This is a genomic window from Winogradskyella helgolandensis (genome assembly GCF_013404085.1).
Classification (GTDB): domain Bacteria; phylum Bacteroidota; class Bacteroidia; order Flavobacteriales; family Flavobacteriaceae; genus Winogradskyella; species Winogradskyella helgolandensis.
In genome coordinates this window covers 3,166,927-3,182,676 of the sequence record NZ_JABFHO010000001.1, presented here as the reverse complement: position 1 = coordinate 3,182,676, position 15,750 = coordinate 3,166,927, and the positions used below count along the sequence as shown (strand labels likewise).

Below are 15,750 nucleotides of genomic sequence, written 5' to 3'. Positions count from 1 at the left end.
TTCAATTGAAGGTGCTTTTCATGGACATAAATTAGCAGATTTATTTGATTAAAAGCTTAAAGCTTTCACCATTTTTTGTTTTCAAGATATAGGTACCAGCAGTTAAAGTTGGCAATTGAAAATCCATTGTATTTTCTTTAGACACTATTTCACGACCTTGAAGATCAAATAAAGAAACAGAAACCGTTTGATTAAAATATACCGTTTGGTTAGATTTTGAAGGATTAGGATACATTTTTAAAGCTTCAGACTGTAAAGTAAATTCATCAGCACTTAAAGTGTTATTATTAAGTGCATAGAAACTTAAAGTAGAACTTACCTCATTAGCCATAATCACTAAACCTGTATCATTTGGACTATTTTCTGGTGTCACATAGATTATGCCTTCTGGTCCTAAGTCACCACCTTCATCTTCTCCTAAGTCTCTGTTATTAATGTACTTTTCAAAAACAGCATTGTTAGGATCAGTAATGTTGTAAGTCATAAAACCACCAACACGTTCTAAAGTGATAAACGCATAAACCTGACCATCAATTTCTGTAATAGTGACACCTTCTGGCTCAGGACCTTTATTATCACTTCTGTTTTTAAAGTTGTTATTACTGTTACTAGCGTTAAATAAACCTCCATAAGTTGGGTCATTTGCAGTAATACGTTCAAAGTCATCACCACTATCAAAAACCAATGCACCTGTGGCTGTATTCCAAATACTAAAAGAACGCGATCCTAACACATGAATTTCGTCAAAATCACCATCATCATCTAAATCTCCATTTGCATTTGTTACGGTTAATCGTCCTAAGTTACTGTCTAATTGTAAGAATTCAGCATTAGGAAAAACTGTTGGATCTAAGTTTAAATCGCTTACGCGCTCTTCTTCTTCGAATGTGTCATATTCTCTTGCATCACCTTCATTAGCCGTAACTAAATAAGTCACACCTCCCACTTCGTAAGACGCCATAGCATCTGGCATGTACATTCCTTTTACAGGCCAATTCGCTAAGAAAATAAAGTCCGTATCATCAGAGGCATCTAATGTGTTTCCTGCTAAAGCATGATCTTTTAAACCTAATGGTAATATAGATGTAATACTGTTTGTTGTTAAGTCGATAACTCCAATAGCATTGTTTTCTTGAAGCGTTACATAAGCCGTTTGTGAATCACTTGAGAATGAAATGTATTCTGGTTCTAAGTCTTGAGATACTGAAGCATTTGGGCCAAATATTCTAACACCTGCAGCTTGTAATGAGGCCAATTGACTATCAAAACTGTTAAAGTTGATACTTGTAACATCCGCTTGAGAAATATTTCCTAAGCCTGCTGTAACATCTATAACGGAAATACTGCCTTCAGGATCTACAGAATAATCATCATTTGGTTGCCCTTCGTTAGCGACTAAAAGTTTTGTGCCATCAGGAGTAAATCCTACCATATCAGGTAGATTTCCAGCAATTACGGTCGATAAGATTGTGCCATCAATATCGCAAAATACAACAACACCATCTTCTAAAGGTCCTTTTGAAATCCCAAGAGCGACGATATTATTCATGTAAGCCACACTCGTTGGATCACCATAAGTTGATAAATCGATTGCACTGATTGTGGAAATGGCGTTGATATCAGAGAAGTCGATTATCTCTAATTTCTGAGCTATTGAATTTAAAACGAATAGACGTTCTGAAACCGGATCGTGAGCCACAATTTCTGCAGAACCAGCACCATCTACTAAATAACTAGATAAATAAGTAATATCTAAAAGATCAGTTGCCGCAGGTGTCGCCGTATCATTATCTATAATATAAACTCCTGTAGTTTCATAAGCACCTAAAGTACCATTAATAGGATTTGAAAGCCTTAAAATGAAAAGTTCATCCATTTCTGCTAGAGCATCATCAACAAGAGGAATTGTTATTGAAATTGCATCTGTAAAATTAGCAGGAAAATCTATGGTTTGGTTTGTAAAAGTAAAATCATCAGTTTCTGTAGCTGTTAATAATTCGGTAACTAAACTAACATCTATTGAAACGATGTTAGCTGTAGATGCAGATAACTCTATTGAAACCTCAAGGCTAGTTCCATCTTCACTAATAACATAAGTGCTTTCGGCAAAACTAATCTGTGGAGTCACATTGATAATAGGACTATAAGTTCCTGGTGAGGCAAATACGTCGTCACCTAAAGATTGACCCACTAAGTTAGTCGCAGGCAACCAGTTAGTACCTTCGTTAAAATCTCCTTCAAGATTCACTAATTCTAAAGAAGGGCCATCACCATCTGCAGTGGTTGGCCAAGGCGCATCATCACTATATTCAACTTGAGATATGACAGTGCCTTCAGAATTTTTAATTTCTAATAATTCGCCACCATTACCTAAAGCATTAGAAATAGCCTGTGGCATATCTAAAAATGTCACTCCGTAAAAGGCATCGGCAGAAGCTTTGTCAGTCGCTAGTAAAACAATGCCTTCTGAAGCTAAAGTCATTTCAGGAAATATAAAAAAGAAATTACCTTCATCATTAACCGTTATACCTCCTAAATCAATTGAAGTAGTACTATTATTATAGATTTCTAAAAACTCCAAAGCATTAGAGTTATCAGAAGGTGCATTATACATGATTTCAGTAATGATTAAACCAGAACTTAAGGAGTTGTAATAAAAATCGTCACTCACATAAGCTGTAGTTTGTGTGTTGGTAAATGCATCTTCAAGATTGTTAATGCTAACGTTATAAGCTAAACCTTCAGTTAAACCTGAATGTGTAAGAGTTGCTGTTAACGTAACGTTATCATAAACAATTGAATTCACATTAAGAGTAGGACTGAAAACATAATTAGCCATTGCTTCTGCTGTAGTTTGTGTGACCTCTTCAGTAAATACAACGTTGGTTGTGGTTTGGTTAATTGAATAAACATTAGCAACACTTGGAGGGTTTGTATCTGTCGTTGAGATTACAAACGGAGTTGTGTCAAAAGGTAGATTAGCAGCTTCTTCAAAGTTATAGTTACTCATAGTATTTAAAGCAACAATATAGCCGTTAGCTGTATAGCCTGTTCTTGGTCCATTGTAAACAGCCAAAGACGTTCCGTTAGCATACGTTAAAGCCGTAGAGCCTTCTGTAAGTCCAGTGCCAATTAAACCAGTGCCAGCACCATCATCATAGGCAGAAGATGAATTGGCAACAGCCGTAATAAAAGTTGTTGGAGTATCTATATCTATACCTTGATATACAAATACAGCTTCAGATGAGGCTGAAATTCCACCAGGTTCCCCAACTATAGTTCCATGTGATACAATTGGTATGTCACTAACAGTGTAAAATGTAATAATTGATCCGGCTGTAATTACTTCTGTACCTGTTTGCCATTCATAATTAGCTTCACCAGAATTAAATTCTGTTCCTGTCCATTCTTTGTCAGAAAAATAAATAATACTATTTGAAGGAATGTCAACAAATGTAACCATTGCAAAATCATCGTCTTCATTAGCGTGAAAAGCAGTAAATGCCATGTCACCAGTACTTAATTGAGCACTAGCAAAGCATGTAAACAAAATAAAAAATAATCGTAAAATGTGTTTCATAATTTTTGGTTGTTTTTAGTTCTTGTAAAACTATTACGCATAAGTTTCTTTTGTATTTGCTCAGTATTATTAAAGAATGAAGAATGGATGTGAGAAAGTTAAGTGGATGTATTCTTAATGTTGTGCGGCTTATGATCTCATAACAATTTAATAAAGTGACATCATGTCATATTTTTTGTCATGGCATAATCATTGACTATTAGTTATCGAGATTAAAAATTAACACACTATAATTTCCGTGTATTTGTCTAACATTAGGTGGAAGCGGAAAACTATTAACAAATAAATATTATGAGTAAGATTATTGGAATTGATTTAGGTACAACCAACTCTTGTGTTTCTGTAATGGAAGGTAATGAGCCAGTTGTAATCCCGAACGCTGAAGGTAAAAGAACAACACCTTCGGTTATCGCTTTCGTAGAAGGTGGTGAAATTAAAGTTGGAGATCCAGCAAAAAGACAAGCAGTTACTAACCCAACAAAAACGGTTTATTCGGTTAAACGTTTTATGGGTAACAAGTATTCTGAGTCTAAGAAAGAAGCTGAACGTGTACCATATAAAGTGGTAAAAGGTGACAACGATACTCCAAGAGTAGATATCGATGGTCGTTTATACACGCCTCAAGAATTATCTGCAATGGTACTTCAGAAAATGAAGAAAACTGCTGAAGATTATTTAGGACAAGATGTGTCTGAAGCTGTAATTACAGTACCAGCATATTTTAATGATGCACAACGTCAGGCTACAAAAGAAGCTGGTGAGATTGCAGGTTTAAAAGTTCGTAGAATTATAAACGAACCAACAGCTGCAGCTTTAGCTTATGGAATGGACAAAAAAGGTACTGACCAAAAAATCGTAGTATTTGATTTTGGTGGAGGAACACATGATGTATCTATTCTAGAATTAGGTGATGGTGTATTTGAAGTATTATCTACAGATGGTGATACACACTTAGGTGGTGATGATGTTGATCAACGTATTATCGATTGGTTAGCTGAAGAATTTATTGCTGATGAAAACATGGACTTACGTAAAGACCCAATGGCTTTACAACGTTTAAAAGAAGCAGCAGAAAAAGCGAAGATTGAATTATCATCTTCTGCACAAACTGAAATTAACTTACCTTACGTTACAGCAACAGCTAGTGGACCAAAGCACTTGGTACGTACATTGACACGTTCTAAATTTGAGCAATTAATTGATGATTTAATCAAACGTACTATTGAGCCTTGTCAAACAGCTCTAAAAGCAGCAGGTTTATCAAAATCTGATATTGACCAAGTTATTTTAGTAGGTGGTTCTACACGTATTCCTGCAGTTGTAAGTGCCGTTGAAGCATTTTTCGGAAAAGCACCAAGTAAAGGTGTAAATCCTGATGAAGTTGTTTCTTTAGGTGCAGCTATCCAAGGTGGTGTTTTATCTGGTGATGTAAAAGACGTTCTTTTATTAGACGTTACTCCATTATCATTAGGTATTGAAACTATGGGTAATGTAATGACAAAGTTGATTGAGTCTAACACAACGATTCCTACAAAGAAATCGCAAGTATTCTCAACAGCAGCAGACAATCAGCCATCAGTAGAAATTCACGTATTACAAGGTGAGCGTCCAATGGCAGCAGATAATAAAACAATTGGTCGTTTCCATTTAGACGGAATTCCACCATCAAGAAGAGGAACACCTCAGATTGAAGTAACGTTTGATATTGATGCCAATGGTATCATTAAAGTATCTGCTACAGATAAAGCAACAAACAAAACTCAAGATATCAGAATTGAAGCATCTTCAGGATTAACAGAAGAGGAAATCCAAAAGATGAAAGCTGATGCAGAAGCAAATGCTGAGTCAGATGCTAAAGCAAAAGAAACTGCTGATAAATTGAATGAGGCAGATGGTATGATTTTCCAAACTGAAAGTCAGTTGAAAGAATTTGGTGATAAATTATCTGATGATAAGAAAGCGCCAATTGAGTCAGCTCTTGAAGAATTGAAAGCAGCATACGAATCAAAAGATATCGCAGTTATTACACCAGCTTTAGATAAAATCAATGAAGCATGGAAAGTAGCTAGCGAAGAAATGTACAAAGCACAAGCCGAAGGTCAAGGTGGAGCTGCTGGTCCTGAAGCAGGAGCAGAGCAACCAGCTGATGAATCTAGCGATGTTGAAGATGTAGATTTCGAAGAGGTTAAGTAAGTAGAGAACCTTAATATGCTTTTGGCATATTTTGAGTGAATCACTTATGCCAACGAAGGTGGGCATCTCAGGGAATCAACTTTTGCTTTTGCGAAAGTTGTGTGAATCGCTTATCCTAAATTTGTTTTGGGATCTCAACAAAAATTAAAGTCAGAAGCTTGAAGAAGCTAAAGACTAATATTATAGAGTAAAAAACGCAACCATTAATTTGGTTGCGTTTTTTTGTTTTACATGTATTTTTAATTTTTTTTAATTTTCATCCAACCTTTTTGAATTTGAAAGCGTTTTTACTAATAGAAGCGAAAATATAACTGAGCTTCAAATAAAATCAAACATTAATTAAAAACACGTATTATGAAAAAAGTAAACTACATTATTGTTTTAGCCTTTATTTTAAGTATTAACTTAATATATGCTCAAGATGAGAAGACGGATACATCAAAATTTACTTTCAGGTTTGGTTTGAGTGAACAATTAGTCGGTAAAGATTTTGGTGAGAATTTTGAAGTAGCTTTAGGATATGCTATTAATAATGATATGGGTATTGATTTAACATTGGCAAATGCTACGATGAGAAGTAAAGAATTGGATATTAATTACAAACTAGATAAATATGCCATTCAAGTCACTTATGATTTTGGAAAGTCGGAAAATTCTAAACTCGAATCGATAGTTGGATTTTCTTATATCAATTTTGATGAAAAAATACTTGAAGATGATAATAATGGTCTAGGTATAGATATAGGAGTTCAAACCATATTTAATTTAAAAAGTAGATTCAATTATGGGTTAAGAATTGTTTCAACTTACAGTAGTTTTTCTCCTGGAGGTATTTTAAATGCAGGAGCTATATTTACATATAAAATTTAATGTGTTTTAATATTTTACAATTTGTAAAACAGTAAGTATTATTAAATAGTATTTAAGAAACCAGAAATTATTTAGAAGACAACCGTATATCAATGTCAAAACTAATATCTATAAATCAAAGTTTAAGTGAGCTGGTTGGATTGGCCCAAAAGTCCAACCAAAAAGCTCAGTTAGCACTTTATGATAAATTCTCAGGAAAGATGCTTGGTGTTTGTAGGCAGTATATTAAAGATTTACAGTTTGCAGAGGATGTAATGATAACATCATTTCATAAAGCATTTCAAAATATTAATAAATATGAACCTTATGGTAGTTTTGAAGGTTGGTTAAGACGCATTATGGTACGTGAATGTATTTCGTATTTACGAATTCAAAAGAATAAATTTAATGTCGTTGAAATTAAAGATTACTATTTTACACAACCAGCTTCAACAACTGATCTTTCGACTTCTGACATCATACAAACTGCAGTAGACCAACTTCCTATTGGTTGTAAAACAATTTTTAATCTATATGTGGTTGAAGGTTATAAGCACAGGGAAATATCAGAACTATTACATGTAAGTATAGGCACTTCAAAATCGCAATTAGCACATGCTAAAAAGCTTTTAAAAAGTAGTTTAGCGAATTTAAATAACACACACAATGGAACCCAATAATATAGAAAAATTAATCCAGGATAACTTTAAAGATAGAAGTATTGAGCCCTCTGCACAAGCTAGAGAACGCCTAATTGTAGCCTTAAGTACTAAACCCAAAAACAATAAAAAACTTTGGATACACTATGCTGCAGCTGCGTCTTTGGTTTTAGGGTTAATTTTTGTTGGCGGTAAATTTTTGTTAAATGAAGGAGTCGAAAAGCAAGCCACTGAAATCAGTTTTGAAAAAGATGTACCTAACGAAACACAGCAGCAAAACACTCCAGATTATGTAATTCAGAATAAGGCTATAGTTTTAGAAACTCAGCAAGAATCTAAACAAGAACCTGAAATAAGAAAACAGTCTAAGGTCACTTCAAACTTAAAAGAAACGGTTTCTAAAAAGATAGTTGCAAAGCAAGACATTGAAACTACTGAGGAAGTGAACTTACTATTGGAAAATTCTACAATTGTTATAGATAAAGATCTTGTAAAAGTTAAAGAATCAGAGGATATCGCAGTAATAAAGTCACCCCAACAATTTCAATATATTACAGCAGAGGAGCTTTTGGAGTCAACAGGAAAGGATCATAGTTTAAATTTAATTCAGAATAAAAAACAATTATCAGATTCTTATTTAAATGCCGACCAACTTTTACTCGAAATGGAAAAAGAACTATTCGACGAAAAAAATAAAAGCATTTTTAAGAAAGCAGGTAAGCATCTTAAGCAACTAAACGAAGCTGTTGCCAACAGAAATTACGAACACAACAATTAATCACTTTAAACTATTTAATTATGAAGCAGACCATTTTATTAGTTGCCATATTATGTTGTACACCATTTTTAAGGGCACAGACCAATACTTTTGAAGAACAAGCCGCAACTATTGCCTCGAGAATTGATTCTATCACCACCTCAGAAAAAAGTATCTTAAAAAAAGAGATTAAGAAGATTGATAAGAAGGTAGAAAAAAATGAAATCACCGCAGACACAGCTGAGGTAGAAAAAAAGAAACTAGCCGCTTACCATGCTAACCGTATTAATGATGCTGTTTTTATTGAAGAACAAAAGCTACAATTATTAATTAAAAATAAAGTTAGTGGTAAATTAGAGCGTACTGAGGAGCCAAATAAACCATTCATAAGCGTTTTTGAAGAGGAAAATTTTTATAAAGATTCTATTAGCGGTTTAGAAGTTGAAAAACGTTTCACTACTCAATTTGTATTTGCATTAGGTATAAATACCGTTTTAAATGGAGGTGATTATTATGGAGATGGTTTTAAGGTGAATCCGATAGGTTATGGTGAGTTAGGTTTTACTTTTAAATATAGACTTAAAGAAAATAAAAATCTTTGGAATCTAAAATTTGGATTATCAATGATGACAGATGAAATAAGACCAAAAGAGGATAGTGATATATTAGTTACTAATGGCAACCAAACGACGCTTGAAGATATTGGTTTTGAATTAAAAAAATCGAGATTAAATAATTTATCCTTTGGAATTCCTGTGCATATAGAATTAGATTTTTCAAAGCCACAATATCATAAAAAAACTGAACAAACTTATTTGAGATCACAACGTGGTTTTAGATTAGGACTTGGGGGATTTTTCTCAGTAAGGACCCAGACATCCCAATTTATTAAATATAAAGAAGGTGGTAAGGATATAAGGCAGACAGAAACTTACCACTTTAATATGAACAGTTTTAATTTTGGACCAAGTGTTTATTTTGGTTATAGAGATGTAAGTATTTATGCAAAATATGATATGAATCCCGTATTTAAAGATAATCCTGAAGACATAAATACACTTTCTATTGGTTTAAGGGTGGATATCAATTAGAATGTAAGTTCAATTATTTCGGGTATAAATTCAACGTAATCTCTTTAGAATTCCCTAAGTTGATTACGTTTTTTTTATGAATTTTTGAATCTTCAATTTTAGATAAAAATCAGCTCTTTGTATTGAGATTAATCCCAATTATCTTAAGTAATATGTTCAACTGAAAGCATCAATTTTCACTATTATTTATTTAAGTTTTGTACTTTCGAAGTCTAATATATAAGAATGTCTTTTTCAATCCAAATCAAAACCGATTACACCCCAAAACGATTAGCTGTAAAACTTAATGCTAAAGGAGAACAATTCGTTGTAAAAGGACATCCTTGGGTGTTTTCTAACAGTATAGTTAAGATTAACGATGAAGCAGAAACCGGTGATTTAGCTATCATTTTCAGTAAGAATAAAAATAAAGTCGTTGGTTTAGGATTGTATGATGCTGATTCTCCAATCCGTATTAAAATCATTCATAATGCCGAAACTAAAGTTGAGGTTAATGCCGATTTTTTTCAGCATAAAATTGAATTGGCTTTTGAAAAGCGTTCAGAGTTACTTTTAACAAATACCAATAGTTACCGCTTATTATTTGGTGAGAATGATGGTTTCCCAGGACTTATTGCTGATGTTTATGATTCTGTATTAGTTGTAAAAGTATATTCCGAAATTTGGTTACCTTATTTAGAACCTATTCTAGAAAGTTTACAACAAACGTCAAAAGCTGAAACCATCGTAATGCGTTTAAGTAGAAGCTTACAGAATAGTAAAAACCACTCTTTAAAAGATGGTGAAGTTATTTTTGGTACACTAGACAATGAAGTTGTAGAATTTGTAGAACATGGTGTTAATTTTTCTGCTAATGTGATAAAAGGGCATAAAACAGGTTATTTTTTAGATCATAGAGATAACAGAAGACGTGTTGGCGAATTAAGTAAAGGCAAATCAGTTTTAGATGTATTTTCTTATGCTGGTGGATTTTCAGTTCACGCTTTAGCAAAAGGTGCAACGGATGTTACAAGTTTAGACATTAGTAAGCAAGCTTTAGATATGGCTCGCGAAAATGGAAAGTTGAATGCCTATTCAGGGCAACATAAAACCATCTCAGGTGATGCATTCGCAGAAATGAAAGCTTTAATAGCAAAAGGAAAAACCTATGATGTGGTCGTTATTGATCCGCCAAGTTTTGCAAAACAACAATCTGAAATAGATTTAGCAAAAAAGAAATATGCACAATTAGCCGAATTAGGTGAGAAGTTGACAGCGAAGAATGGACTTTTAGTTTTAGCATCGTGTTCCTCTAGAGTATTGGCACAATCATTTTTCGATTTGAATTCTCAAGTCTTAAATTCTCAATCAAGACTTTTTGAAACGGAATTAAAAACCAAACACGATAGTGATCACCCAATAGCATTTCCCGAGGGAGCCTATTTAAAATGTGGCTATTATCGTTTTTTAGAGTGATATAGTTTTTTAGTTGAATTATTTTTATAGGCTAGTCTATTTGTAAAGTGTTATGCGTGCATAATAAAATTTAGTATATTTGTAGTATTAATATTCGATAAAATATGGAAACCAAACTTACTCAACTTCTCAATATAAAGCACCCAATAATACAAGCACCAATGTTTTTAGTTTCTAACGTTGCCATGGTAACAGAAGGGATGAAAGCAGGAGTTGCAGGTTGTATTCCTGCATTAAATTATAGAACGTTAGAAGAATTAAGAGCAGCTCTAAAAGAGTTAAAAGCTAATAAAGTTGAAGGCGGTTCTTTTGGTTTCAACTTAATCGTTAATAAATCTAACGTTAAGTACAAAGGTCAATTAGAAGTGATATGTGAAGAAGGTTGCGATTTTATCATTACCTCTTTGGGTAGTCCAGAAGAAACCATCAGACAAGCACATGCTTCAGGAATAAAAGTATTTTGTGATGTTACGGATTTAAGATTTGCCAAAAAAGTGGAACAATTAGGTGCAGATGCTGCAATCGCTGTAAATAATGAAGCTGGTGGTCACCGAGGAAATTTATCTCCAGAAGAATTAACAAATCTATTAAGTAAAGAATTAAGTATTCCTGTGATTTCAGCAGGTGGAGTAGGCTGCAAAGCTGATATCGATAAAATGTTGAGCTATGGTGCGGAAGGTGTTTCTGTTGGAAGTCCTTTTATTGCTTCAGTTGAAGCAGGTGTAACAGACGACTATAAACAAGCATGCGTAGATTATGGAGCAAAAGATATCATAATGACAGAGCGTATTTCAGGAACTCCATGTACGGTTATTAACACACCTTATGTTCAGAAAATAGGAACAAAAGCCACTTGGATTGAAAACTTGTTAAACAAGAATAAAAGTCTGAAAAAATGGGTGAAGATGATTCGTTTTTCAATAGGAATGAAAGCTACCGAAAACGCTGCGAAAAAAGCGACTTACAAAACGGTTTGGGTTGCTGGGCCAAGTATTGAGCATACTACTGAAATTCTACCTGTAAAAGCTATTGTAGATAATTTGGTTAATTAATGGCTTCAACTTCTAACGCTATTAAATATATTGTATTGACTATCGTAATTTTAGGTGTTCTCGTGGTGGGAATTATACTCTTTTTTGTTTTATACGAGTCTAAAAAAGATATATCCGATGAAGAACCTTATGTCTCTTTTTTAAATGAACCACAACTCGTAAAAGAAGTGAGTACTATTCGTTGGAATAAAGACAACCTACGTTTTAGTCATTATAATTTGGTAGTTAATGAAGATTCTAACTTTGATTATGAAGATATAAAGTCTGTAAAACACTACCAACCAGGTGATGTTATTACGTTTCATGCCGCAAAATCGTATTTCAGTAATCACGTTGGTGAAAGTTATTATCTTATGGCTCGCGATACTTTAGATACAGGTGAAATTATAGAATTTCAATACTATTACACACCTAATGCCTTACCTTTTAAATAATAACATACTACTTTAGAAAAAAGTCTATATATTTATTTCAAAATTTTTTTCAAGAATTGTCCTCTTTTATCTTTTGGTAAACGTCATAAGGATATAACTATTAAATTTTAAAAAATTATGAAAGATTTTATGATGATTTTCGTTGGTAAGGAGTATGTTGATTTAGGCATGTCTCCAGATGAGTTACAAAGCCGAATGGAAAAATGGTTTGCTTGGGGAGCCAAAATGGAACAAGCAGGCATTTTGAAAGGAGGCGAAGCTTTAACACCACAAATTAGACGTGTTACAGGTAAAGACAGAACCGTTACCGATTTAACCTCTGCAGAAGTTAAAGAAATAGTCGGTGGTTTTTATTTGATAAAAGCTAAGGATTTTGATGCCGTACAGGAAATTGCTAAAGATTTTCCGGATTATGATTTAGGAAATACAGTGGAAATTCGTGAAATTATGGTGTTCGACCAATAATTAATAATGGAACCAAAACTCATAGACCATCTTTTTCGCCATCACAGTGGAAAGATGGTTTCTGTTTTAACACGAATATTTGGATTGCAACATCTCGATATCATTGAAGATGCCATACAAGACACCTTTATAAAAGCCAGTTTGTCTTGGAGAAAAGAACAACCAGAATATCCTGAAGCATGGCTCACAAAAGCAGCTAAAAACAGAGTTTTAGATATTTTTAGAACTTTAAAAGCTCAAAAGAATAATAGTCTTCAAATTACTCAAGGAACAGATGCCATCGCTATAAATGAATTGTTTTTAGATTCAGAAATAGAAGACGCTCAGCTCAGAATGATATTTACAGCGTGTCATCCAAAATTAGATGCTAGAGATCGCATTTCATTTGCTTTAAAAACGGTTTCTGGATTTAGTATTAAAGAAATTGCTTCTGCATTACTCACTAAAGAAGAAACGGTAAAAAAACGATTATTACGTGCTCGCAAAGCGATTAAATCAGCTAATTTACAATTCAATATTCCACAAGGCAAAGACTTACAAGAACGGCTACATAGTGTATTGGAAGTGTTGTATCTGATTTTTAATGAAGGGTTTCATTCTAATACTAAAGACCAATTAATTAGAGAAGATTTATGTGGTGAAGCCTTACGTTTGTGTCAATTATTGCTCAACCATCAACAAACGCAATTACCAGAATGTTATGCGCTTTTTGCATTGTTTTGTTTTCATTCGGCAAGATTAGAAGCCAAAACAAACGTCAATAATGAAGTGCAAGATTTAAAACAACAAGATCGATCCTTATGGCATGTACCATTAATTGAACTTGGCAATACTATGATGTTTAAAGCTGTGGAAACAGACTATTTTTCATGTTATCATTATGAAGCTGCCATTGCTGCCGAACATTTAAAAGCTAAAACTTTTGAAGCTACCAATTGGAATAAAATTTTACAATGGTACCAAGCATTATATCGGTTACAACCCATGGCATCGCACTTGTTAACTATGGCAGTAATTTCCATGCAAACTAAGGATTACAAAACAGCGAATGCGTATTTAAAGCAACTAAAACCAGAAGAATTAGAGCAACGTGCCTATTTATATTACGCAGCAAAAGCAGATTATTATGCAGAAACTGATAATTTTGATGAAGCTTTATCACAAATTGATTTGGCTTTAAATACGGTAACTAATACTTTGGAGAAAGCGTATTTATTGAAGAAAAAAACAACTTGGACTTTATAGTTTTTACTTAAAAAAAAGAATCGATTACATGACTTACACTGAAATCATAAACGGTCTATATGACCTACAAGATAAAGATATAGTGGCATTTAAGGCAAAGAAATTCGGAGTTATCTCAAATAATTCTCTAGGCATTTATCATAAAGATTTAAAAGTAATAGCCAAGGACATTGGTTCGGATAATGAACTCGCTTTACAACTTTTTGAAAGCGGTATTTATGAAGCCCGTCTATTATGCAGTAAACTATTTAAACCCAAAGCTGTTACAGAAGACCTCATGGAAAAATGGGTAAAGACCTTTGAGAATTGGGAAATTTGCGATTCCTTTTGCATGGGATTGTTTTCAAAAAGTGACTTTGCATTAGCCAAAATATTAGAATGGTCAAAAAGAGAGCCAGAATTTGAAAAAAGGGCAGCTTTTGCCACTTTAGCATCGTATTGCATGGCAGACAAAACTTCAGATAATAAATTATTTGAGCAATTCTTTGCAATTATAAAAAGAGAAGTCAACGACGATAGAATATACGTTAAAAAAGCAGTGAATTGGGCTTTAAGAAACATCGGTAAACGCAATATCGATCTTAATAGAAAAGCCATAGAAGTAGCCAATGAAATCCTAGAATTTGAAAGTAAATCAGCCCAATGGATTGCCAAAAATGCTTTAACCGAATTACAGAAAGAAGGCATAAGAATGTCAGATTATCCGAGAGCTATTTATAGAATTCCGGTTGTTAAGGTTCACTAAATAAAACTGTTAATTAATTATTCATAATTAAAATATATGAAACTAAAACCAAAATCCATAAGACCATTTATTGGAGCTAAAGATTATAAGCTTTCAAGAGAATTTTATAAAGATTTAGGCTTTCAAGAATTTGTTATTTCTCATAACATGTCTGTATTTAAAACCGGAGAATTCACCTTTTATTTACAAGATTATTACACCAAAGATTGGATTGATAATACTATGGTTTTTCTTGAAGTAGATAATGTTCAACATCATTTAGAGCAATTGAAACAAAGTGGTTTAGTTGAACAGTATGAAAACGTGAGATGTTCAGAAATTGTCTATAACGATTGGGGAAATGAGTTTTTTCTTCATGACCCTTCGGGTATACTTTGGCATTTTAGCGAATTCAACCCATAAGTTAAATAACCGTTTTTAATAGCTTAATATTTCCATAAACTCTTGGCACTAAATTTGTTTGTAACAAAACAGTTCGTTTTACGACGTATAATGTAGAACACATGTTTAATAAAAAAGAAAAAAGTTATGATAAATAAAGGAACATTAGTATTAGGAGCATTAATTGGAGCAGCTGCGGGCGTTTTGTTAGCACCAGATAAAGGCAGTGTTACAAGAGAAAAATTAAAAAGAGAGGGTAGAGATATTAAAGATCAAATCACTAATGATTTTACAGAAGTCAAAGAAGACTTATCTAAAGCAGCATCTTCTGGTAAAGAAAAATTCAAACAAGATTTAGAAGATTTTGCTTCAAAATCGAGTTACAAAACTGAGCAGGCTATCACCTTTTTAGAAAAGCAATTAGCAATCCTCAAAGAAAAAAACAAGACACTACAAAAGCAAGTTTAAAATAAACTTTCAATCATGCAAATTCCTTAGGAATTTGCATTTTTTTATGTTGCAACTATACATTCGTCATCTATATTTAAATTGGAATCTATCTAAATTTATAAAAAAGTTGTATGTATTATGTTAGACTAGAACACTTAATAATACCAATGTTTTCGAGTTAAAAATAAAAGACTATTAAGCGTACAATTAAACAGAAGCAGGCTAAGGCCTGTTAAAATTTTTATTTTTGGTTTAACCTTCTTTATTTCATATAAATATAAATCTAATACTTCACTTAATAATGTTAAGATTTAATTGTTTTCAATTTAATATTTTTTTGTATTTTAACATTTATTATGATAATTTAAGACCCCAATTCGTATCACTTGTATTT

Annotated in this window: 14 protein-coding genes; 13 read left to right on the top strand and 1 reads right to left on the bottom strand. The window is 33.0% G+C overall.

Annotation, left to right across the window (positions count from 1 at the left end):
• Positions 1–40: 40 nt before the first annotated feature.
• Positions 41–3,580, bottom strand: a complete 3,540-nt coding sequence (locus tag HM992_RS13385) for a choice-of-anchor I family protein (protein WP_179320028.1) — start codon at positions 3,578–3,580, stop codon at positions 41–43.
• A 291-nt stretch (positions 3,581–3,871) separates the two neighbouring features.
• Here HM992_RS13385 and dnaK point away from each other — a divergent pair, with 291 nt between their 5' ends.
• From dnaK to HM992_RS13320, 13 genes are all read left to right on the top strand, one after another.
• Positions 3,872–5,773, top strand: a complete 1,902-nt coding sequence (gene dnaK / locus HM992_RS13380) for a molecular chaperone DnaK (RefSeq protein ID WP_178985473.1) — start codon at positions 3,872–3,874, stop codon at positions 5,771–5,773.
• Positions 5,774–6,127: 354 nt separating this feature from the next.
• Entirely contained in the window at positions 6,128–6,643 is a 516-nt protein-coding gene (locus HM992_RS13375; protein WP_179320027.1) for an outer membrane beta-barrel protein, read from the top strand.
• 92 nt (positions 6,644–6,735) lie between these two features.
• A complete protein-coding gene (locus HM992_RS13370) occupies positions 6,736–7,302 on the top strand; it encodes an RNA polymerase sigma factor (RefSeq protein ID WP_179320026.1) in 567 nt (188 codons plus the stop codon).
• Complete coding sequence (locus HM992_RS13365; RefSeq protein WP_179320025.1) at positions 7,289–8,059, top strand: hypothetical protein; 771 nt, start codon at positions 7,289–7,291, stop codon at positions 8,057–8,059. Before HM992_RS13370 ends, HM992_RS13365 begins: the two co-directional genes overlap by 14 nt.
• Before the next feature lie 20 nt (positions 8,060–8,079).
• Complete coding sequence (locus HM992_RS13360; RefSeq protein ID WP_179320024.1) at positions 8,080–9,129, top strand: hypothetical protein; 1,050 nt, start codon at positions 8,080–8,082, stop codon at positions 9,127–9,129.
• Between the two features lie 225 nt (positions 9,130–9,354).
• On the top strand, positions 9,355–10,584 hold the full coding sequence (locus tag HM992_RS13355; RefSeq protein WP_179320023.1) for a class I SAM-dependent rRNA methyltransferase: 1,230 nt from the start codon (positions 9,355–9,357) through the stop codon (positions 10,582–10,584).
• A gap of 104 nt (positions 10,585–10,688) precedes the next feature.
• A complete protein-coding gene (locus HM992_RS13350; RefSeq protein ID WP_179320022.1) occupies positions 10,689–11,636 on the top strand; it encodes an NAD(P)H-dependent flavin oxidoreductase in 948 nt (315 codons plus the stop codon).
• A complete protein-coding gene (locus tag HM992_RS13345) occupies positions 11,636–12,070 on the top strand; it encodes a hypothetical protein (protein WP_179320021.1) in 435 nt (144 codons plus the stop codon). The genes HM992_RS13350 and HM992_RS13345 overlap by 1 nt, the downstream gene beginning before the upstream one ends.
• Before the next feature lie 117 nt (positions 12,071–12,187).
• Entirely contained in the window at positions 12,188–12,535 is a 348-nt protein-coding gene (locus HM992_RS13340) for a YciI family protein (RefSeq protein WP_178985465.1), read from the top strand.
• A 6-nt stretch (positions 12,536–12,541) separates the two neighbouring features.
• Positions 12,542–13,780, top strand: a complete 1,239-nt coding sequence (locus tag HM992_RS13335) for an RNA polymerase sigma factor (RefSeq protein ID WP_179320020.1) — start codon at positions 12,542–12,544, stop codon at positions 13,778–13,780.
• A gap of 28 nt (positions 13,781–13,808) precedes the next feature.
• A complete protein-coding gene (locus HM992_RS13330) occupies positions 13,809–14,525 on the top strand; it encodes a DNA alkylation repair protein (protein ID WP_179320019.1) in 717 nt (238 codons plus the stop codon).
• A gap of 36 nt (positions 14,526–14,561) precedes the next feature.
• Positions 14,562–14,927: a VOC family protein gene (locus tag HM992_RS13325; protein WP_179320018.1), complete on the top strand. Its 366-nt coding sequence runs from the start codon at positions 14,562–14,564 to the stop codon at positions 14,925–14,927.
• Positions 14,928–15,053: 126 nt separating this feature from the next.
• Positions 15,054–15,374: a YtxH domain-containing protein gene (locus tag HM992_RS13320; RefSeq protein WP_179320017.1), complete on the top strand. Its 321-nt coding sequence runs from the start codon at positions 15,054–15,056 to the stop codon at positions 15,372–15,374.
• The last annotated feature ends 376 nt before the right edge of the window (positions 15,375–15,750 follow it).